At 43.1% G+C, this 20244-nt stretch carries 21 protein-coding genes; 7 read left to right on the top strand and 14 right to left on the bottom strand.

What is annotated here, in order from left to right; translation table 11 throughout:
- Position 1 precedes the first annotated feature (1 nt).
- From EV207_RS15060 to EV207_RS15040, 5 genes are all read right to left on the bottom strand, one after another.
- The gene (locus tag EV207_RS15060) at positions 2–967 is read right to left on the bottom strand and encodes an ABC transporter ATP-binding protein (RefSeq protein ID WP_132746979.1); all 966 of its coding nucleotides are present in this window, start codon (positions 965–967) and stop codon (positions 2–4) included.
- A gap of 13 nt (positions 968–980) precedes the next feature.
- Positions 981–1952 (bottom strand): ABC transporter ATP-binding protein, encoded by a 972-nt coding sequence (locus EV207_RS15055; protein WP_207902961.1) that lies wholly within the window; start codon positions 1950–1952, stop codon positions 981–983.
- A 206-nt stretch (positions 1953–2158) separates the two neighbouring features.
- Complete coding sequence (locus EV207_RS15050) at positions 2159–3886, bottom strand: ABC transporter ATP-binding protein (protein WP_207902960.1); 1728 nt, start codon at positions 3884–3886, stop codon at positions 2159–2161.
- A gap of 31 nt (positions 3887–3917) precedes the next feature.
- Complete coding sequence (ntdP, locus tag EV207_RS15045) at positions 3918–4448, bottom strand: nucleoside tri-diphosphate phosphatase (RefSeq protein WP_132746976.1); 531 nt, start codon at positions 4446–4448, stop codon at positions 3918–3920.
- 213 nt (positions 4449–4661) lie between these two features.
- Positions 4662–4865 carry a gamma-type small acid-soluble spore protein gene (locus EV207_RS15040; protein ID WP_132746975.1) on the bottom strand — a complete coding sequence of 68 codons (204 nt, stop codon included), beginning with the start codon at positions 4863–4865 and terminating at the stop codon, positions 4662–4664.
- Between the two features lie 127 nt (positions 4866–4992).
- Here EV207_RS15040 and EV207_RS15035 point away from each other — a divergent pair, with 127 nt between their 5' ends.
- A complete protein-coding gene (locus tag EV207_RS15035; RefSeq protein WP_132746974.1) occupies positions 4993–5178 on the top strand; it encodes a hypothetical protein in 186 nt (61 codons plus the stop codon).
- Between the two features lie 36 nt (positions 5179–5214).
- Here EV207_RS15035 and mutY read toward each other — a convergent pair whose 3' ends face one another.
- The gene (gene mutY, locus EV207_RS15030) at positions 5215–6297 is read right to left on the bottom strand and encodes an A/G-specific adenine glycosylase (protein ID WP_132746973.1); all 1083 of its coding nucleotides are present in this window, start codon (positions 6295–6297) and stop codon (positions 5215–5217) included.
- Positions 6298–6410: 113 nt separating this feature from the next.
- On the opposite strand from mutY, the gene EV207_RS15025 reads away from it, so the two are divergent.
- Entirely contained in the window at positions 6411–7400 is a 990-nt protein-coding gene (locus EV207_RS15025) for a metal-dependent hydrolase (protein WP_132746972.1), read from the top strand.
- On the opposite strand, the gene EV207_RS15020 is transcribed toward EV207_RS15025, so the two are convergent.
- Positions 7397–7723, bottom strand: a complete 327-nt coding sequence (locus tag EV207_RS15020; protein ID WP_132746971.1) for a YfhH family protein — start codon at positions 7721–7723, stop codon at positions 7397–7399. The genes EV207_RS15025 and EV207_RS15020 overlap by 4 nt on opposite strands.
- 97 nt (positions 7724–7820) lie before the next feature.
- On the opposite strand from EV207_RS15020, the gene EV207_RS15015 reads away from it, so the two are divergent.
- On the top strand, positions 7821–8513 hold the full coding sequence (locus EV207_RS15015; protein WP_132746970.1) for an SDR family NAD(P)-dependent oxidoreductase: 693 nt from the start codon (positions 7821–7823) through the stop codon (positions 8511–8513).
- A 7-nt stretch (positions 8514–8520) separates the two neighbouring features.
- Here EV207_RS15015 and EV207_RS15010 read toward each other — a convergent pair whose 3' ends face one another.
- Positions 8521–9333 (bottom strand): RecX family transcriptional regulator, encoded by an 813-nt coding sequence (locus EV207_RS15010; RefSeq protein WP_132746969.1) that lies wholly within the window; start codon positions 9331–9333, stop codon positions 8521–8523.
- 57 nt (positions 9334–9390) lie between these two features.
- On the opposite strand from EV207_RS15010, the gene EV207_RS15005 reads away from it, so the two are divergent.
- From EV207_RS15005 to EV207_RS14990, 4 genes are all read left to right on the top strand, one after another.
- Positions 9391–10305 (top strand): TIGR01777 family oxidoreductase, encoded by a 915-nt coding sequence (locus tag EV207_RS15005; RefSeq protein WP_132746968.1) that lies wholly within the window; start codon positions 9391–9393, stop codon positions 10303–10305.
- 248 nt (positions 10306–10553) lie between these two features.
- On the top strand, positions 10554–11114 hold the full coding sequence (locus EV207_RS15000; protein WP_132746967.1) for a GNAT family N-acetyltransferase: 561 nt from the start codon (positions 10554–10556) through the stop codon (positions 11112–11114).
- Between the two features lie 93 nt (positions 11115–11207).
- A complete protein-coding gene (locus tag EV207_RS14995; RefSeq protein WP_132746966.1) occupies positions 11208–11327 on the top strand; it encodes a YfhE family protein in 120 nt (39 codons plus the stop codon).
- An 18-nt stretch (positions 11328–11345) separates the two neighbouring features.
- Positions 11346–11486, top strand: a complete 141-nt coding sequence (locus EV207_RS14990) for a YfhD family protein (RefSeq protein ID WP_132746965.1) — start codon at positions 11346–11348, stop codon at positions 11484–11486.
- 26 nt (positions 11487–11512) lie between these two features.
- On the opposite strand, the gene lacZ is transcribed toward EV207_RS14990, so the two are convergent.
- The 6 genes from lacZ to EV207_RS14960 all read right to left on the bottom strand — a co-directional run bounded on the left by lacZ (position 11513) and on the right by EV207_RS14960 (position 20244).
- Complete coding sequence (gene lacZ, locus EV207_RS14985; protein ID WP_132746964.1) at positions 11513–14692, bottom strand: beta-galactosidase, LacZ type; 3180 nt, start codon at positions 14690–14692, stop codon at positions 11513–11515.
- 315 nt (positions 14693–15007) lie between these two features.
- Entirely contained in the window at positions 15008–15226 is a 219-nt protein-coding gene (locus tag EV207_RS14980) for a hypothetical protein (RefSeq protein ID WP_132746963.1), read from the bottom strand.
- 15 nt (positions 15227–15241) lie between these two features.
- On the bottom strand, positions 15242–16858 hold the full coding sequence (locus EV207_RS14975; protein WP_132746962.1) for a sodium:solute symporter family protein: 1617 nt from the start codon (positions 16856–16858) through the stop codon (positions 15242–15244).
- Positions 16859–16971: 113 nt separating this feature from the next.
- Positions 16972–18120, bottom strand: coding sequence for a M24 family metallopeptidase (locus tag EV207_RS14970; RefSeq protein ID WP_243647101.1), 1149 nt, complete (start codon positions 18118–18120; stop codon positions 16972–16974).
- Entirely contained in the window at positions 18074–19060 is a 987-nt protein-coding gene (galE, locus tag EV207_RS14965) for a UDP-glucose 4-epimerase GalE (RefSeq protein ID WP_132746961.1), read from the bottom strand. Before galE ends, EV207_RS14970 begins: the two co-directional genes overlap by 47 nt.
- Positions 19057–20244, bottom strand: a complete 1188-nt coding sequence (locus tag EV207_RS14960; protein ID WP_132746960.1) for a galactokinase — start codon at positions 20242–20244, stop codon at positions 19057–19059. The genes galE and EV207_RS14960 overlap by 4 nt, the downstream gene beginning before the upstream one ends.

The raw sequence follows: 20244 nt of genomic DNA, 5'->3' as shown, positions 1-20244 counted from the left end.
ATTAATATAAATGACAAGCTGTCAAGCGTCCGTCTTCAAGTTCTTTTAATTCGGGCACCTTCGTTTTGCAATGGTCCATTGCCATCGGACAGCGGTTATGGAATGTACAGCCGCTGGGCGGATTGGATGGGCTCGGCACATCACCGGACAAAATGATCTTTTCATTCTGATAATTAGGGTCAGGCACCGGCACAGCTGAAAGCAGCGCTTGTGTATAAGGATGTTTTGGATCTTCATATAGCTCTTTGCTCGCACCGAGTTCAACGATTCTGCCCAGATACATGACTCCCACACGGTCACTAAAATGGCGGACAACACTTAAATCATGTGCTATGAATAAAAAGGTTAGTCCAAACTGTTCTTGAAGATCCTGAAGAAGGTTCAAAACCTGTGATTGGACGGACACATCAAGTGCGGAAACAGGCTCATCAGCGACGATAAGCTTGGGTTTAACGGCAAGCGCTCTGGCGATGCCGATTCTTTGCCGCTGCCCGCCGCTGAATTGATGCGGGTAGCGCTTGGCATGATAGCTGCTCAAGCCAACAACTTCAAGCAATTCCCTCACCCGTTTTTTGCGTTCTTTCTTACCCCCGAGCTTATGGACAATCATCGGCTCCTCAATGATTCTTCCCACTGTATGGCGTGGGTTGAGCGATGCAAAAGGGTCCTGGAATATCATTTGAATATCCTTACGCAACTCTCTAAGCTCAGATTTGGCAAGCTTCGTCATGTCTTTTCCTGCAAATACGATACGGCCGGCACTAGGTTCTATCAGCCTTAAGAGCATTCGGCCTGTTGTCGATTTCCCGCAGCCGCTTTCACCAACTAAGCCGAGGGTTTCACCTTTTTCTATGGCGAAGCTGACACCGTCGACAGCTTTGACATGGCCTAAAGTTCTTCCTAAGACGCCTCCCTCAATTGGAAAATGCTTTTTGAGATCGTTCACTTTTAATAATGATTCACCCATGACTGACTCCTTTCTATTCCCTATATAACAGACAGCGAACAAGATGTTCATTGCCTGTTAGCTGCGGTTCCTGCTCCAAACAATCAGTCATGACATACTCACATCGCGGTGCAAATTGACATCCTTTTTTGATAGAGCCAGGTTTTGGCACGCTTCCTTTAATAGAATAAAGCCGCTGCTTCTTCTCCCGCATATCTGGAACAGATTGAATAAGTCCCTTTGTATAAGGATGTTTTGGATTATTGTAGATGTCTTTAACTGTTCCCTCTTCTACAACCTTACCGGCGTACATCACCACAAGCCTTTGGCACATTTGCGCCACAACCCCAAGATCGTGAGTAATGATAATGATGGCCGTCTTAGTCTCTCTGTTCAGCTTTAACATAAGGTCAAGGATTTGCGCCTGAATGGTGACATCCAAGGCGGTTGTAGGTTCATCCGCAATAAGTACTTTAGGATCGCATGCCATGGCCATGGCGATCATCACACGCTGGCGCATACCGCCTGATAATTGGTGGGGGAATTCATCGACCAGCTCATCAGCACGCGGCAGCCCTACCAGTTTGAGTAAATCAATTGCACGGGCTCTCGCTTGCTTTTTGGAACATTTTCGATGAATTCGAATCGCCTCGATTAATTGACTCCCAATCGTAAAGACGGGGTTGAGCGATGTCATCGGCTCTTGAAATATCATCGCGATGTCATTGCCGCGAATTTGCCGCATTCTTGACTCTGAGGCATAAGTAATATCTTCACCATTGTAGAGGATCTTGCCGTCAACGACTTTGCCCGGCGGCGATGGCAATAATCCCATGACCGACAGAGACGTAACGCTTTTGCCGCATCCCGACTCCCCGACAATCCCAAGTATTTCTCCTTCTTTCACATGAAAGTCAATGCCGTCAACAGCTGGCACTTGTCCATCGTCTGTGAAAAAATATGTTTTAAGGCCTTTAACATCTAATACCGGATCTGTCACTTTCATCACCCCCCATGTTGTAAGATCCAACGGAATAATATCTTTTTGAATCCGCTTCCATTTTAAATTTTACATGAAACGGTGATTATTGACCACTTAATTTTTAATTAATTCGAAACAATTATTTGTTTTTAAATTTTACATTACATTATTGCAATATTATATAGAACGCAAAAAGAGAGGGCGCATGCCCTCTCTTAGATTAATTTAACCTATTCCTCCAGCTGCTGAACCTGGAACAGATTATAATAGCTCCCTTGCCGTGCCATCAATTCTTGATGATTGCCGATTTCTGTGATCTGGCCACGCTCGATGACGACGATGCGGTCGGCATGGGTGATCGTTGACAGCCTGTGGGCGATGATGAAGGTTGTCCTGTCCCTTGCCAATTGGTCCAAAGCCTCTTGGATCAGATGCTCGCTTTCCAAATCTAGCGCTGAGGTTGCTTCATCCAGAACCAAAAGCGGCGGATTCTTCAGAAAGACTCTAGCGATTGAAATTCGCTGCTTTTGCCCGCCTGATAACTTAACGCCTCGTTCGCCAACCTGTGTATCGTAGCCTTTTGAAAGCTCCATTATAAAACCATGGGCATTGGCTGCCTTCGCCGCTTCAATCACTTCATCATCCGTCGCATCAGGACGGCCCATTTTGATATTATTTTTCACCGAATCACTAAATAAAATAGTGTCCTGCAGCACCATGCCAATCTTATCCCTTAAGCTTCTGACCTCGAATTCACGGATGTCGTGGCCATCTAAGATGATCCCGCCGTCTGACACATCGAAAAAGCGCGGGATAAGACTAACAAGGGTTGACTTCCCGCCGCCGCTCATACCGACAAACGCCACAGTTTCCCCAGGTTGAACATCCAAATTAATATGTGATAACGCTGGGTATTCTTCACCATCGTAATAAAAGGTAACATCCCGGAAATGAACATGACCCTCTACTTTATTTAATGGTTTGGCATCTGCCCGGTCTTCGATATCATAGCCTTCATCCATAAATTCAAAGACACGGTCCATCGAGGCAATCGCCTGGGTTAAGGTTGTTGATGAATTCACGAGCCTTCTTAACGGACCGTAAAGTCTTTCCATATATCCGAAAAAGGCGACAATCGTCCCAATTTCAGTTATATTGCCGACGATGACAAGATAAGCCCCCACCCCAATGACGAGGAGCGGCGCGACATCGGTCATCGTATTGACAATCGCAAAGGTCTTGGCATTCCATGCGGTGTGATCCAAGGCCCTGTTAAGAAAGTTATGATTGCGTTTGGCAAAACGTTCTTGTTCAACATCCTCAATCGCAAAGCTCTTAATAACATTCATCCCTTGAACCCTTTCATGCAAATGCCCTTGAACCTCTGCTAGTGCCTGTGAGCGATTGCGTGTCAATTTTCGTAAACGCGCATAAAAGACCTTAATGGCAATGCCGTAAAACGGGAACATCACGATGGAAATTAAGGCCAGAATCCAGTTCATCCAAAACATGATCAAAAGGGCAATTAAAATCGTGATCATATCAAGCCAGATGTTCATTAGCCCTGTCATGACAAATGCCTTTGTCTGTTCAACATCATTTATTACCCTTGAAATAATCTCTCCGGCCTTGGTATTGGAATAATAACGGAGACTAAGCTTCTGCAAATGGGCAAAGAGCCGGTCGCGAATATCATATAAAATTTTGTTGCCCGTCCATTGAGCAAAGTATTGCCGGTAATATTCGATCGGCGGTCTGAGCACTACAAAAATAAAAAAAGCGCCTCCAATAACATAGAGAAGCCTTTTCAGCTTTTCAGTATCCGATAATGACGTATTAATGATATCATCAATGACATATTTGAGAATTAAAGGTAATAATAATGGGATTCCAAACTTAAGAATACCGATAAAAACGGTAATAACAATTTGCTTCGTATACGGTTTGACAAAAACCATATAGCGTTTAATACTTTCCAGAAAGCATCACCTATCTTCTAACCCTTTTATATACTTTATACCACTTATCCACAAACTTTTTATCAAACGGACCTTTTCGCTCCTGAATCCAGTCTATTAATTCTTGAACATGGTTTTTCAAAATATTATCCAGCTTCTTAGGATAGTTCATTCTTCGCTTGTGAAGTGAATATTCATCCTCATCAAGAAGCTTATATGACATATCTGGAAACACCTTTATATCAAGGTCATAATCGATATATTTCAATGCCTCCTCATCCCAGGTAACAGGAGAACCTAGATTGCAATAATAATGGATCCCATCTTTCCGGATCATACAAATAATATTGAACCATTCTTTTGTGCTGAAATAAGTAATCGCCGGTTCTTTTGTCCGCCACTGGCGGCCATCCGACTCACTGACGACGGTTTGATCATTCGCTCCGATAATCGTTTTGGCTGTCCCCTTAAGCACCGTCGTTGATTCCCATACACGGTGAAGTGAGCCATCATGTTTGTAACTTTGAATTTGAATATTTTGACCGACACGAGGAAAACGCATTGTCCGTTCCCCTTTCAAAGGAAATTGTTCATTAACTAAGATTATAACTGTAAGCGGATAAGAATTAAATGAATTCGATGCTTTGTTGCAAAAGTTCTTTTATAACATGTACCACATTTCGGTTCTTCATTACAAATCTCATGTTAGGCGAAAGTAAAATTAGTAAAGACTCCTTATCAGATTTGATAAGGAGTCCATTCGTGCAAGGTGAAGTTACTGTTGGTTTTGGCTTTTCTTTTGTTGTGATTGTTGGTTCTTCTGACGCACTTGCTGTGCATCAGTTTCGCTGCCAAATTCTGCACCGAATTGGCCAGCTTGACCAGCTTGTTGGCCAGCCATGTTTTTACCAGCAGCTTGAGCGTTTTGTTGTCTAACTTGTTGAGCGTTAGTTTTAGACGCTTTTGGTTGCTTTCCCATGAGTATCACCTCCACGACTATTAATGTAACCACGTTAAAAATTTTTATGTAAAAAAATTTGGCCCAATTAATTTCCCGCCAACTGGGATAAAATAAGCTCAAATTTTATTTTAAAGGTGGTTCAAAAATGTACAGTGGAAGGGATTTTACCGAGTTGTCGATGATGTCGGTTACTGATTGGCATACCAATGAACTCGCTTACTTTCATGAATGCTTGAAGCAGATGACACCGTATTTGAACAGTGAAGGCGTCCAAATTCGTCAGGATGTTGTCGAAGAAATTGAGTCGCGGGGCGGGATACACAAAGCATAGGAATGTGAGGCGGTTTTCGCTCCGCCTCACATCCTCCTAATTAGCCTTGATATATTTCATGACTTTTTGGTGCGACACTGGAAAAGGAAAGCTGTCTAAAGCTGCCTCCTTAACCCAGCGATATGTCTCTCCATCTTCCCCAACTGTACTGATATCAGCGGTGTACACGTTTAGGTGCCACTTAATGTGGGAAAATATATGTGTAACAGTTGTCTCTATATCCTTAGGTTTGACTATGATGTTATAGCGATTTTTCATTTCGCATTCTATAATACCATCTAAATTGTCTTGTTCGGGTTCCACAGAAATCATAGGGAATTCCCATAAATTAGCGAGCAGCCCTTTGTCAGGCCGCTTTTGGATCAAAACCCGCTGATGTTGATCCTGCGGGACAACAACAGCAAAATATAGTGGTTTGGGCGGTGTCTTTTTTTTCTTAACAGGATATTCAAGCTGTGCGCCCTCTTCATTGGCCAAGCAGTGTGCAGCGATGGGGCAGACATCACATTTTGGCTGTTTGGGTTTGCAAACGAGCGCTCCGATTTCCATTAAGCCTTGGTTAAATCCTGAAGGGTCTGTTTCGGGAATCAGATCGTAAATGATATTCTCAAATAAAAGCCTCGTACGGGCTTTTGCGATATCGTCATCAATTAATAGAACTCTTGACAGGACACGCATGACATTGCCATCGACTGCCGGTTCCGGCTGATGGTAAGCGATGCTAAGCACAGCCCCGGCAGTATATGGTCCGATGCCTTTAATCGAAAGGATATCTTTTTTATTATCAGGTACCTTGCTGCCGTATGTCTCGACGACTTCCCTTACACCTTTTTGCAGGTTGCGGGCACGGGAATAATAGCCAAGGCCCTCCCATGTTTTTAAAACCGTTTCTTCATCTGCATAAGCTAAATCATTTAGTGTCGGAAAGCGGCTGACAAATGTATTATAGTAGGGAATAACTGTATCAACTTGTGTTTGCTGAAGCATGACTTCGGAGATCCATATATGGTAGGGGTCCTCTGACTGTCTCCAAGGCAAATCTCTTTTATTATCGTGAAACCACTGAACGATATCACTGCTTAATTGTCTCGTATCAAGAGAATATTCAATTTTGTTCATCAATGAACGACCTCCTGTTTTGTCATTATTTTTCATTTAGGCGCCCGTAAATGCCAGCCCATTCATAATGTATAATGTTAACAAGGCTTTTTAAAAAAGGAGCTGTACATACCATGGATACCGGTACACACGTTGTTATGGGGCTGGGGCTTGCAGGACTTGCCACTCTTGATCCTGTTGTCACGCAAAACCCAGCAACAACACATGCCATCCTTTTTGGAACTATGGCTGGTTCATTAATTCCTGATATCGATACTGTATTGAAGTTAAAGAACAATGCCATATATATTAGACACCACCGAGGTGTAACACATTCCATTCCGGCAACCTTTCTTTGGCCAATACTGATAATTGCGCTGATCATGCCATTTAATCATGAGGCAAATGTTGTGCATGTCGGATTATGGACATTTATTGGCGTCTTTTTGCATGTCTTTGTTGATATCTTTAATGCTTACGGCACGCAGGCAGTTCGCCCAATTTCCTATCGATGGGTGGCGCTCGGCATCATAAATATCTTTGATCCGTTTATTTTTGTTATCCATATCATTGGGTTTGCCGTCTGGTTTTTATTTGGTCACCCCGGCTTTACATTTACTGTTATCTATATCGTATTGTTTATCTATTATTTATGGCGTATCTATCACCATCATAAAGTTGTTAAAAGAGTGAAGGCGATTCTTCCCGATACACTTGATGTGTTTCTTTCGCCGACGATGCATTGGTCAAAATATCATTTGGCTGTCAAAGCCATTGACTTTTATTACGTGGGTGAGGTTTTGGGCGGGGCGATCAGCATCATTGATACCTTCGAACGGATTCCCGTACCGGATACAGATGTGATCAACCTGGCAAAAAAGGACAAAAACCTCAAGGCATTTCTCTCGTTTTCTCCTATATACCGCTGGCAGATTAATCCTTTTGAAGGCGGATATGAGGTCAGGTTCACTGATTTACGTTATCTATCGAAAAGCCATTATCCATTTGTTGCCGCAGTATGGCTTGATGAAGATAACAAAGAGATCATCAGTTCCTTTACGGGATGGGTTTATAGTGAGGAAAAGCTTAGGAAAAAGCTCTTCCCATCAAAAGGAAGAGCTTAATTCCGCCCTTCCCTTTTTTTCCCTAACATTGAAATAGGAAACGCTTCAAGCTCATTAGAATCTCCCCGCCAGCCCCAGGCAAACGTTCCGTTCATATAAGAAATTTTAAAAAGTTCATCGGGATTATTGCCGATTTCGTATATTTCATCCGGCTTAAAATCAGCAGGGTTCAATAAATACGCTTTCGCCATCATCGCTTTTCGTTCATAGACAGCGAATTCGTTAACAATCCCCATTTGCTCAGCTTTCTTCGCTTTTTCATTAAATTCAGCAATAGCCTGCTTTAACTCATATTCACTCATGTCACTAAATCGCTTTTCCATTTGGACTTGCCCCCTGTTAAATATACCAATACTATTATAAGGGATATGAGTATAAGAGCAAAACGTAAAAATTTACTAAAAGAAAGCAGGGATCTATATGTCATATATAGTGATTACCGGTGGCGGTTCCGGGCTTGGACGGACTCTCGCCTTTGAATACGGCAGCAGCGGCTTGCAGCCGATTTTACTAGGACGAAATGAAGAGAAATTGAAAGCTGTGCAGAAGGAATTAACAGATAAGGGCATCGAGACGGTGATTAAAACATGTGATATTACCGATTCAAACGACATTAAAGCTGCGGCTGGCGAACTAACGGCTACCTTTGAAATTGACATGTTGATTAACAATGCCGGTATAGGCTTTTTTGGACCATTCGAAAGCATGACGGAGGATGAGATTGGGGTTATGATCGATACCAACATTAAAGGAACGATCATGATGACACAGTCCTTTACACCGTATTTTCACAAAAAAGGCCAAGGAAAGATATTAAACATCATTTCTACTGCAGGGTTAAAAGGTAAAAGGAATGAAGCGGTCTATTGCGCAACAAAATTTGCAGTCCGCGGATTTTCAGAAAGCCTTAAGTCGGAATGGTCTGAGGAGGAAAACCTCTCTGTAGTGAGTGCATATATGGGCGGCATGAACACACCCTTTTGGGATGAAACAGATCATATTGAAAATCCGGAAAAACTCGCGTCACCCGAGGCGGTCGCAGCTTATATTTTCAGGCATGATGATGGCCGGGATGACATCCATGTCAATAAAGAAGAGCTAAGGGAATTATAGGAATGTTCTATTCTTCCTCCCTCAGCTCTGCAACAAAAGCATCGATCATAGGGAATGGAAATCCCTTTCGGTAAAGATATTGTTTGACCTTTTGCTCAAACTCTCTGCCATTATGCCGCGCGAATTTTCTCGCGGCTTTTTCTCCATGTTTTTCCAATGCCTTCCACTCATCTTCTTCGGTTTGAGGAGAGATGCCTGTTAATACTGGCTTAATAACATTTGTGTTATACCCGCGCTGCATCAACAATCTGCTTAAGCGATTGTGTTCTTCCGCGGAAGACCGCTTTGCCTTTCCCGCTGATGCTTTCTTCTTTAAATATTTGCTTGCATTGTCAAGCTGGGCGTCAAATGAGTAACTGCTTATTGCGCTGGAAGCATCATCCTCGCGCACCCCCGCTTTGTCCAATTCTCTTAAAATAAGATTGGGCCCTTTCGTTGTAAGACGTATCCGTGTCCTGACAAAAGCCTCAGCGAAGGCCCGGTCATCTAACAGCTTCTCCTTCAGCAATCTCTCTATTAAAGGATGAATCTCCCCTCGCTGAAAGCCTTTTTTCATTAAATACTCTTCCATTTCCTGCTTCGTGCGCATACGATAAGATAAATAGTTTATTGCTAGATGATAGATTTTAATTTGGTTTTCTTCAGATTTAATACTTTCAAATTGATCCTGTGTCAATTCCATACCCTTCCTTAATGCATGGACGACAAGAACATCCTCATGAACCTCTAAGGTAATAGTGCTGCCGGCGCTCTCTTCGAGGTCAATGAAAAAGTAGCCCTTTTTTCTATCATTTACTTGAATTTTCGATAGTTTATACATGTGATCACCTTTTCATCATCATATCATAGTTATTTACAAAAATAAGGAGCGATTCTCTTGAATATCTTAATTACGGGAGGTACCGGGTTTGTAGGACAAGCGTTGTGCGCATACTTTGCCAAACAAGGCGATGATGTCTTTATTTTAACAAGACAGCGGATTCAAACCAATAAAAAGGACAACATATATTACATTCAATGGCTGAAGGAAGGCAGCTCACCGCTTGATCAGCTTCCGCCGATTGACGCAGCCGTTAATCTCGCGGGGACGTCCATCAATAGCGGACGCTGGACAGATAAGAAGAAGGAAGACATTATGCAGAGCCGTTTAAAGGCGACAGCAACACTCATTGAACTCATATCTCTAATGCCCATTAAACCCCGCGTTTTGATCAACGCTTCAGCTGTCGGATTCTATGGCACATCAGAAACCGCGGCATTTACCGAAAGCGCAAGTTACGAGAACGGCGATTTCCTTGCTGATGTTGTCTACCGCTGGGAGGATGAAGCGATGAAAGCTGAACATTTCGGCATTAGAACTGTCTGCACACGATTTGGCCTAGTGCTTGGACGGGAGGATGGCGCGCTGCCGCGGATGATTTTGCCTTATAAAATGTTTGCCGGCGGGACGGTGGGTTCAGGCAGCCAATGGGTGTCGTGGGTCCATATTGAAGATCTTATCAGATTGATCGCTTTCGTCATTGCGAGCGAACATGTCAACAGCCCTGTCAACGTCACAGCACCACATCCCGTTACGATGAAAACGTTCGGCAAAACAATTGGGCGGGTGATGAAGAGGCCGCACTTTCTGCCTGTCCCCTCCTTTGTCTTAAACCTTGCTTTAGGGGAAATGAGCACCCTTGTGTTAAAGGGGCAAAAGGTCATTCCCGAGAAAGCGCTGGAAAATGGCTTTGTCTTTAAGTATCCCGAGCTTGAAGAAGCTTTGATGGATCTATTAAAAAAAGATAAATAAAAATTACAAATAAATGACATAAGTTTATAACACCCTTAACAAAATTTGCATTCACTTTTTATAGAGAAAAATAAAAATAGCCTATTTTCTTTTATTAAAAAATCGGCTATACTAATTCCAATTTCATATGGGAAGGCAATTGGCTGCGCCACCAGTTTTTCTCTGGTTCTAGTGGGTTCGATTCCCACCCCGTAAAAAGGATATGACATTCACCCGAGCGTTCAAATGCTCATCTGGAGGTATGACAGGTGTTAAAGAAGCGTGACCTTTATGAATGTGGCGCCTTGTTTGATTTGATGCGTGATCCGGACGTATTTCCTTTTGTCAGGGAAAAAGCTTCGACGGCTGAAGAGTATCTGTTCAAGACGAAGCAGATTATCGAAGCCGAGGAGGCGAACAATGTTATTTCAAGGACGATCATCGATGAGTGGAGCCAGCCAATTGGGACGATTACCTTATATGATATTGATGATGGTGCCGGATTTTTGGGGACCTGGCTAGGAAAGCCTTATTTTGGCGTGGGCTATAATCAAAAAGCAAAGGAAGCATTCTTTTCCGAGCTGTTTTATGAAAGAGACATCAAAACCATTTTCATGAAAATCCGAAAAACAAATCTCCGCTCACAAAAAGCGGCATTAAAAATTCCTTATGTTAAATTAGCTGATGATTTTTATCCTGATGTATACAATGCAGTAAACGGAAATGGCACGTCAAATCATCTCTTTGTTGTGACGAGAGAACATTATCTGCAGCACCAGCAAAGAATCCAGCTGTATACAGCCAAAATCGACGAATTGAAAGAAGCATAATGTATGAGGATGCCCAGGGGAATTTCCCGGGCATCCTTTTGTGATTAAATCACCCGCTCCTTGGAAACCATAGGTTGAAAGGAGTGATAGTTCATGGCTTCAAAGCGTGATTCCGCTACAAAGCAGGGCAAGTTAAGGAAGACACAGTCCGTTCTTTACCAAAGAGAATTTAAAAGAGCAGACAACGCCTACCAGAACAGCAAGAAATCCTAAGGAGGACGCTACGTTATTATGGACAGAAAAAGATCACCGCAGGACCATATTGCTAAGAATGAGGATGTCGAATACACACAAACACTAGATACCGATGATCAAGAAGCATTAGAACGGGCCGAACAAGCTGATAAACGCGCAGAAAAAGAACAGGGCTGATGCCCTGTTCTTTTTGGTGGTGAAGATTATTTAAAAACATGTTTGCTAACAGACATTGGCGATCCTGCATGTTTATCAAATGGCTCTAATTCATAACTGTAAGAATATGTTTTATCTGCATATAGCGTATATTCCGGGTGTGTTCTCATCCCCCAGCTATTGTCACCGCCAACACCCATTTGTTTGTAGTCTAGATCCAGGACGACTTGGTCACTTTCTGGAATCTCATAGGGGTGATGGGCCTGCTCTAAATCCCCTTCTGTATAATGAATCGCACTGAAGTTGATGAGCGGCATTCCGATCGCCATCAGACCTTTTCCATTTTCATTGGTCATCGTCAGCCAGCGGACATCCGTCCGGTTTCCCGTTTCCTGTGGCTCGAGATACGGTACGAAGAAATCATCGACATTGCTGCGGAAGACACCGACTTTTGCTCCGGTTTTTCGGTCCCAATATGTCTCCTGCGGGCCTCTTCCATACCAAGTTATTCGGTCGAATTCTTTTGGCAAGGTAAGTGTTGTACCGACCTTTGGAATTTCAGGCAGTCCCGGACCAGGATCAAGGGTGTTTTCAACATGGACGCAGCCATTGCCGAAAATAGTATAAGCCACAGAGTAATCAGATGCCTGAGTGGTAGGGAGGCTTCCATCAACTGTAATTTTTACGGCTTTGTCCCCTATTTTATTGACAGTAACATCCTTAACCATCATATTCTTGCCTGCATCTCTCCAGGTGCCGGTTCTTTCGGGCATGCCATTTCCCTTGTCATTATCCGTAGGAGCCCGCCAGAAGTTTGGCACTGGACCGGTTTTAATTAAGTCATCGCCTTTGTAACGGAAAGATGAAAGTGTTCCTTTTTGTTTATCAAAACCGATTTTAAATGTTTGTCCGGTCACTGTTACCTTATCGTTATCTTGCTGAACTTTAACTTTGTCATCTTTTGAAAGGGTTCCTGCAATTGCTTCAGGTACTTTATAAGGAACCTTGAACTGAGCCCCGGCCACATTATGTCCTTTTGATGCCCACTTTGTATCCTTTTTAAGGGAAAAGTTAATGTCCAGCCAATATTCAGCACCCGATTTTAATTTAGGTTCTTTTATCGGCACTGTAATATTTTTGCTTGATGACGGCGCAACATTAAGACCTGCTAACTTGCCTTTTTGTACAACTTTGTCATCTTGCTTTAATGTCCACGTGGCGTCATATTCATTAAGATTTGTGAATAAAAATTGGTTAGTAATATTCACCTTACCATGGAGCAAATCTTTCGGCTTAACCTTAATGTTTTGATATACCTTTTTTACTTCATAAAGCTCGGGTTGTATCTTTCTGTCAGGAAAGACAAGACCATTGGCCTCAAAGTTATCGTCATTTGGATAATTGTCATGCCAATCGCCGCCAAATGAGAAGTAGCCGCCTGTTTTCTCACCAGGTATGGGGCGCCATATCGCCTGTTCTACCCAGTCCCAAATGAATCCGCCTTGCAGATTAAGGTACTTGTCAATGACATCCCAGTATTCTTTTAAATTTCCGACACTGTTCCCCATCGCGTGGGCGTACTCGACCAATACGAGCGGTTTATCGTTACCGGATTTCCCGTAGTCCTCAACTGAAGAGACTGTCGGATACATCCAGCTTTCCATGTCAGCCCAGCGGCTGTCGCCTTCATAATGAACTAATCGTGTCGGGTCATGTTGACGGGCCCAATCCGCCATCTTCTTGAAGTTGGTGCCGCGCCCTGCTTCATTGCCCAAGGACCAGATCAATACAGATGGATGGTTTTTATCTCTCTCAACCATGCTTTGCAGCCTGTCGATAGAAGCCGCGGTCCACTCTGGATCACTGGCTGGCACTGTATTTCTGACGCCATGAGACTCAAGATTAGCTTCATCAATGACGTAAAGGCCATATTCATCACACAGTTCAAGCCACTTCGGATTGTTTGGATAATGTGATGTTCTAACCGCATTGATGTTGAATTTCTTCATTAGCTTGATGTCTTGAATCATTCTTTTCTCACTTACAGCTTGTCCATCGTAAGGATCCGTTTCATGGCGGTTAACCCCTTTAAAAACAATAGGCTTGCCATTGATCATCATTTGCCCGTCTTTTAAATCAAATTCCCGAAAGCCAACCTTGGTGCTTTCATATTCAATGGCTTTTCCTGACTTATCCACTAGCTTTAAAACGACAGTATAAAGATTGGGATGCTCAGCCGACCATTTCTTCGGGTCTTTCATAAGCTGTTCACCCTTAACGGAAAGTTTTTGATTATTGCCGAAAGAAATCGGCATCTTTATAGGCCTTTTTAAAACGGCGTGATTATGATCATCATAGAGCATCGCTTCGACCCGTTTAACGTCTTTTCCGCCCTCAGTAGACTTTGCAAGATTTACATTTACGTTCAAATCAGCATTTTTATACTGATCGTCTAAATCAGTCGTCACCTTAAAGTCCTGTATGTGTGTTTTCGGTGTTGAATATAGATAGACGTCACGGAAAATACCGCTGAGATCAATCATATCCTGATCTTCAAGCCAGCTGCCGTCTGACCACCGGTAAACTTCAACGGAAACGGTATTTTTCCCCTTATGAAGGTAATTTGAAATATCAAATTCTGCCGGTGTATAACTATCCTCGCTGTAGCCTACTTTTTGGCCGTTAACCCACAGGTAAAAGGCACTTTTGACTCCCTGAAAAGAGAGATACGTTTCTTTATCTTTCCAATTTCCCGAGACCGTAAATGTCCTTTTATATGAACCTACAGGGTTATAGGCTGTAGGCGCCTTAGGCGGTTTCGGATTTTCATAGCCTATCCACGGATATTGTACATTAAGATAAATTGGGTCACCATAGCCTTCGATCTGCCAATTGCTCGGCACCTTTATTTTGTTCCACTTGGACACATCATAGCTGTCCTTATAAAAATTCGTTGGTCTGCTGGCGGGGTTTTTCGACCATTTAAAAAACCATTGGCCATTGAGGGATTTAACATTTTTTGATTGTTTTTTATCATTTTCAAGCGCCGGCTTCAGCTTGTTATAAGGGATCATAGTCGCATGTGCCGGTTCCCTGTTTACTTGAAAAATCTCGGGGTTATTGTTCCATTCGGGTTCATTTAGGTCATCTGCAAATGCTTTTAAAGTAAAACTAAAACAAAAACAGACGACAAAAAAGAGAATAAATGGCAAACATCTTTTGAACATTTGAGTTACCTCCTGTTAGTTTATTAGTTAAGTAAATTAATTTATAAACTAACATATACACCATAAAACGGCTTAAATCAACAAGATCACCCCTTATTTTAGACTAATTATAATAATCAGTTACTTGTTACCAGGCATATCTCACTAGTTCATCCTCGCCGCTTAGGAAAATAATCTTAAGTATTTGCGATATTCTTCCAAAAGTGAAACCGCACTATGTTTATAATAAAAATAGAGAATCTCTAAGGTGTTTTAAATGCATAAAATAAAAACCCCGTACAGGCCAACACCCATACGAGGCTTTTAAACTATTTCTCACTCATCGTCTACTTTAAGTTTTCGAAGCGATGCGAAGAGAAATGCCAGACCCACGATGAGGATGACAAGCCCCCACCACAGATTGATATTGAATGGCAAATGCGCTTTATCAGGTTTGACAAATAAGCCGTACCCTGCAATGATGACCCCGTAGAAGGTTAGCAGCGAGCCAATAATCTTACGGAGGTCTAAATAGTCTCTTTTCTTAGATTCCATGGTTGAACCTCCTCCTTACCAGAACCAGATATTGAAGATAATAAGAATGACAAATGAAATCGCAGCAAGATAGCCCGGTCTTTTGAACCATGGGAGATGCTTGTAGTTCACCCGGTCAGAAAATCCGCGAACAAGGCCTTTCAGCTCTTCTTTAGGCTTTGGCTTCGTTATAAAGCTGACGACAATGGTGACGAGCATTGTAATGCCCCATGCCATAAAGGCACGCCAGAAGTTACCTGCTTGCGGGCTGGCATAGACACTGTCGGGCGTCGCGAAATAGAGAACGATTGCCCCAACTACCCCAGAGAGTAATCCCCAGAAACCGGCCCATGGTGTCGTCCGCTTCCAGAACATGCCGAGTAAGAATGTACCAAATAATGGCGCGTTAAAGAAAGAGAACAATGTTTGCATGTAATCCATGACACTTGGAAAGTCTGCAGCAATATAAGCCGTACCGATACTGACAACAACGCCTAAGACAATTGCCCAGCGGCCTACAGAGATATAGTGCTTATCAGTCCCATCCTTCTTGATATAAGACTGATAGATATCATATGTGAAAATAGATGTAAATGCCGTGATGTTACCCGCCATGCCGCTCATGAAGCTCGCAAGCATAGCTGTTAGTCCGAGTCCAAGCAGACCTGGCGGATAATAGCGCTGGATCAGCATCGGAAGTGCAAGATTGTAACTCGGCCCTCCCGGCTTGCCCAAATTGTGAAACAATACTGCAGCAATCAATCCCGGAATGATAACGAGAAAAGGCACAATCATTTTAAAATAAGTTGCAAAAATCGGCGTGTTCTGTGCCGCTCTTAAATTTTTTGCGGCGAACGCCCTTTGAACGACCAAAAAGTCAGTCGTCCAGTAACCAAAGCCGAGCACGAATCCTAATCCAAGGGTAATGCCTAGCCAGCTGACACCCATGGCATTCTGCGTTGGATCACCTGTGGTTGCCCACAAATGTCCGAAGCTCTCAGGCAGACGGCTAAGCATGCCATCCCAGCCGCCTAACTCGTGCAATCCGAGAATCGGTATAGGCAGCAATCCCAGCCAAATTAGGAAGAATTGAACGACCTCGTTATAAATCGAGGAGGTTAATCCGCCTAGTCCAACATAGATTAAAACAACAACAGCGGAAAATAGAATACTCGTCGTCAGCGACCAGCCGATAAGCACCTTAAAAATAAGACCCATAGAATAAAGGCTGATTCCTGATACTAGAACAGTCATGACCGCAAACGAGACGGCATTAAGTCCCCGGGTAGCCTCATTATATCGCAGCTTTAAGTATTCCGGGACCGAACGGATCTTTGATGCATAATAAAATGGCATCATATAAAGGCCCAAGAACAACATGGCGGGGATCGCACCGATCAAATAGAAATGTGTTGTCAGCATGCCATACTCGGCGCCTTGTGCCGCCATTCCCAACAATTCCAAGGCACCTAAGTTCGCTGATAAAAAAGCGATCCCGGTGATCCAAGTTGGAATTGACCTGCCTGACAGGAAGAAGTCTTTGCCTGTCTTCATTTGGTTTTTCAAGAAAAAACCAATGCCGATCACAAAAGCAAAATAAACGATGATGACGATATAATCGACTGCACCGGCATTAAATAGTGTTTTGTCCATGAATCTTTCACCCTTTAACTTTGATTTGATAACCGCTTTCAAAATATATGATTATTACTTAAATTTATTAATATAGTCAAAACTAATAGTTATTGGAGCCGTTGTCAAATCTCTTAAAACATTCTTCGAAACAGAATATCAGGCCTCTTGTACACTTTCCCTTGAATACAAACATCTATGGATGGCCATTCCCCTGTTGTCGTTAAAAATTCACTAGCATTCTCTTTAGCTAGTATTGTATCTTCTGATTTGATGCCTGGCAATGACGGGTTCCAGGCAAATGCCTGATTGGCTTTAATGATGACATCCGTCTCAGGCACAGCGATTATTTCCCTTGAATCATAACCAGTCAAACCGCCTTGATGGAGCTTCTTCCAGTCATCCGGGAAACCTGCCCTCTCATATTGAGCAACACCAGCTTTGAATACATCACATATTTTTTTCCCTGGTTTTGTGGCGTCGTTCATGACGGCATCAATCATTGCTAATTTATTTTTATTCTCGATAAGCTCTGCAGGGGGCTCTCCGAAGTAGACAAACCGTGTCGCATTGGCCACAAGTCCATGTCTTTCAGCGCAAATCACAATCATCGCATGTTTTTCCAGCCGCTTATCAGTCGGAATCGGGTGCCGGTAATTGTAGATCCGCTCATCTGTTGCCACAAGCAAAACTTGAAGATGAACCCCTTTTTCTATTATTTTTCCCGCAAGCATTGCTGCTATCTCGTGCTCTGTCTGACCTGGAAGGATTTCCCGGCAAACAGACTCCAAAGCCCGGGCCGTATCTTGACAAAGGCTTCTGTAACGGTTTATTTCTTCTTCATTTAACACCGTTCTCAGCGGAATAAGCGCATCATTCACGGCAAGCCAGTCCTTGAAAGGCGTATCCGTTGCCATTCTTTTGCCCTTCCCAATCTTTTCAACTAGCGGGGTAAGGTCACGTATCCAATCATCGGATAGGACCTCAACGTCAAAGCCGAGGGTCTGACATTCCTCTTCTAATATCCGGCGTTCTTCCATTTTTGAGGTCACAATGTAAACATTGTCTTGTGTAACGACAAGATCAGCAACCCCTTCAGGAACACTCTGAACAATGTGGTTATAGCGGCCGCCTGTCAGCCAAGAGAAGTTTTGCCGCCTCCGCAGCAGAATCCCATCAAAATCGTTCTTTTTTAAATATGTTCTCAATTTTGCCAGTTTCATTGCCGCACCTTCTTTAATTTTTATATCCGTTCGGTGACTGTTTGTGCCATTGCCAGGCATGTGCCACAATCTCATCAAGTTCAGTGTATTCCGGTTTCCAGCCAAGCTTTTCCTCTGCGCGATGTGATGAAGCGATAAGTACTGCAGGATCTCCCGGACGCCGCGGTGATACGTCAGCTTTAATCTCTCTGCCAGTAACCTTCCGGCATGTGTCGATAACCTCTTGTACGGAAAAGCCCTTTCCGCTTCCAAGATTGTAAATACCGCTTTCATTGGTGGCAGCAAGCTTCTTAAGTGCCAGATAATGGGCCTGCGCCAAGTCCATAACATGAATATAGTCCCGGACACAGCTGCCATCTTCCGTCGGATAGTCATCCCCGAAAATGGCTATCTTATCCCGCTGTCCAAGTGCCGCTTGGAGGACAATCGGTATCAGATGGGACTCAGGCTGATGATCTTCACCAATTTTTGCTTGCGGATCCGCACCAGCGGCATTAAAGTATCTTAAACAGACCGATTTAAGACCATAAGCCTGATCTGACCACTTCAGCATTTTCTCAATGGCAAGCTTTGTCTCCCCATAGGGGTTGGTTGGTGCGGTTTGATCGGTTTCCTGAATCGGAATGGATTCTGGTTCCCCATACACTGCAGCTGTAGACGAAAAGACAATACGCAACACACCGTAATGTACCATTTTTTCCAAAAGATTAAGCGTTCCGCCCACATTATTTTCATAATACTTTAGCGGATCCTGAACGCTCTCCCCAACTAAAGAGTCAGCGGCAAAGTGAACGACCGCTTCAATGGCATGTTTTTGGAAAATCTCATCTAATACCGCTTCATCTTTTAATTGGCCTGTATAAAGCGGTGCATTTAACACGGCTTCGCGGTGACCTTTTTGCAGACTATCCAAAACGACAACATCAAGCCCCTTCTCCTTCAAATAAAGAACAGTATGGCTCCCTATATAACCTGCACCGCCAGTAACTAAAATGGTCATTTCCCCGTCACCCTTTCAAATTCTTTAACACCATCACCAATCTCACTGATATAGAAGCTTGGTTCAAGTCCGAATTTTCCTGTGTACATCATAGTAACCTGCTCTTTAAAAGATTCAATCTGTTCTCCCTTTACAATACTCACTGTACAGCCGCCAAACCCTGCCCCAGTCATCCGTGTTCCAATGCAGCCTTTACAGTCTTGTTGAATATCAAATAACATATCCAGATGTTGACCAGTGACCTCATAATCGTTCCTTAATGATTCATGTGAAGCAATCATGAGCTTTCCGAAAGCTTCCAGGTGATCCGATTCTAAGGCTTTAACAGCTGCCACGACACGTTCATTTTCTGTTGCAACATGTCTCATTCTTTTTTCAACAACAGGTTCAAGCTTGTTTTTGACCTTTTCAATGTCATCTAGCGAGATATCAGTCAACGTATTGTATTCTGGATGAAGCTCTTGAATAGCGGCCAGTCCCCTCTGGCATTCAGCTATTCGCTCATTATATTTTGAATCCGCAAGGCCCCTTCTCTTATTCGTGTTAGTAATCACTAATTTATAATTTCCTAGCCTAAGAGGAACTAAATCAAACTCATGGGTCCCGCAGTTAAGAAACATGGCGTGATCCTTCTTGCCGAACCCGACAGCAAATTGATCCATGATACCACTATTTACGCCGATATAATGATTCTCCATTCTTTGACACAATAGAGCTGTATCTATAAGGGACATTGAAAACTGGCATACTTGGCAAAAGCCAAAAGCGGTGACCATCCCAATTGAAGCTGAAGAGGATAGGCCCGCACCGTTAGGGATTTCACCATAATAATAGATATCGGCACCCGTTAACTCTGTGCCAGCCTTTTTCAATTCACTTATAATGCCTTTCGGGTAATTTCCCCAGTCATCAGAGGTCTTGTAATCCAGTTGATTTATCGAAAAATGAACGGTTTGATCAGGGAAGTTTGCACTCTTCAAATGAAACTCCCCATCATGCCTGACACGGCATACCATATATGTGCCTTTAGACAATGCTGCTGGTAATACATAACCGCCATTATAATCAGTATGCTCACCAATTAAATTAACACGGCCAGGTGCAAAAAATAATCGGATATCGTCATTATTTCCCGGAAAATAATGACGAAAGTCGTCTAAAAGCTGTTTTTTTACTCCCAACAT

This window comes from Scopulibacillus darangshiensis (assembly GCF_004341035.1).
In the GTDB taxonomy this organism is placed as follows: Bacteria; Bacillota; Bacilli; order Bacillales; family Sporolactobacillaceae; genus Scopulibacillus; species Scopulibacillus darangshiensis.
Note: the sequence above shows the minus strand (reverse complement) of the source record. Positions and strands in the feature narration are given on the sequence as shown.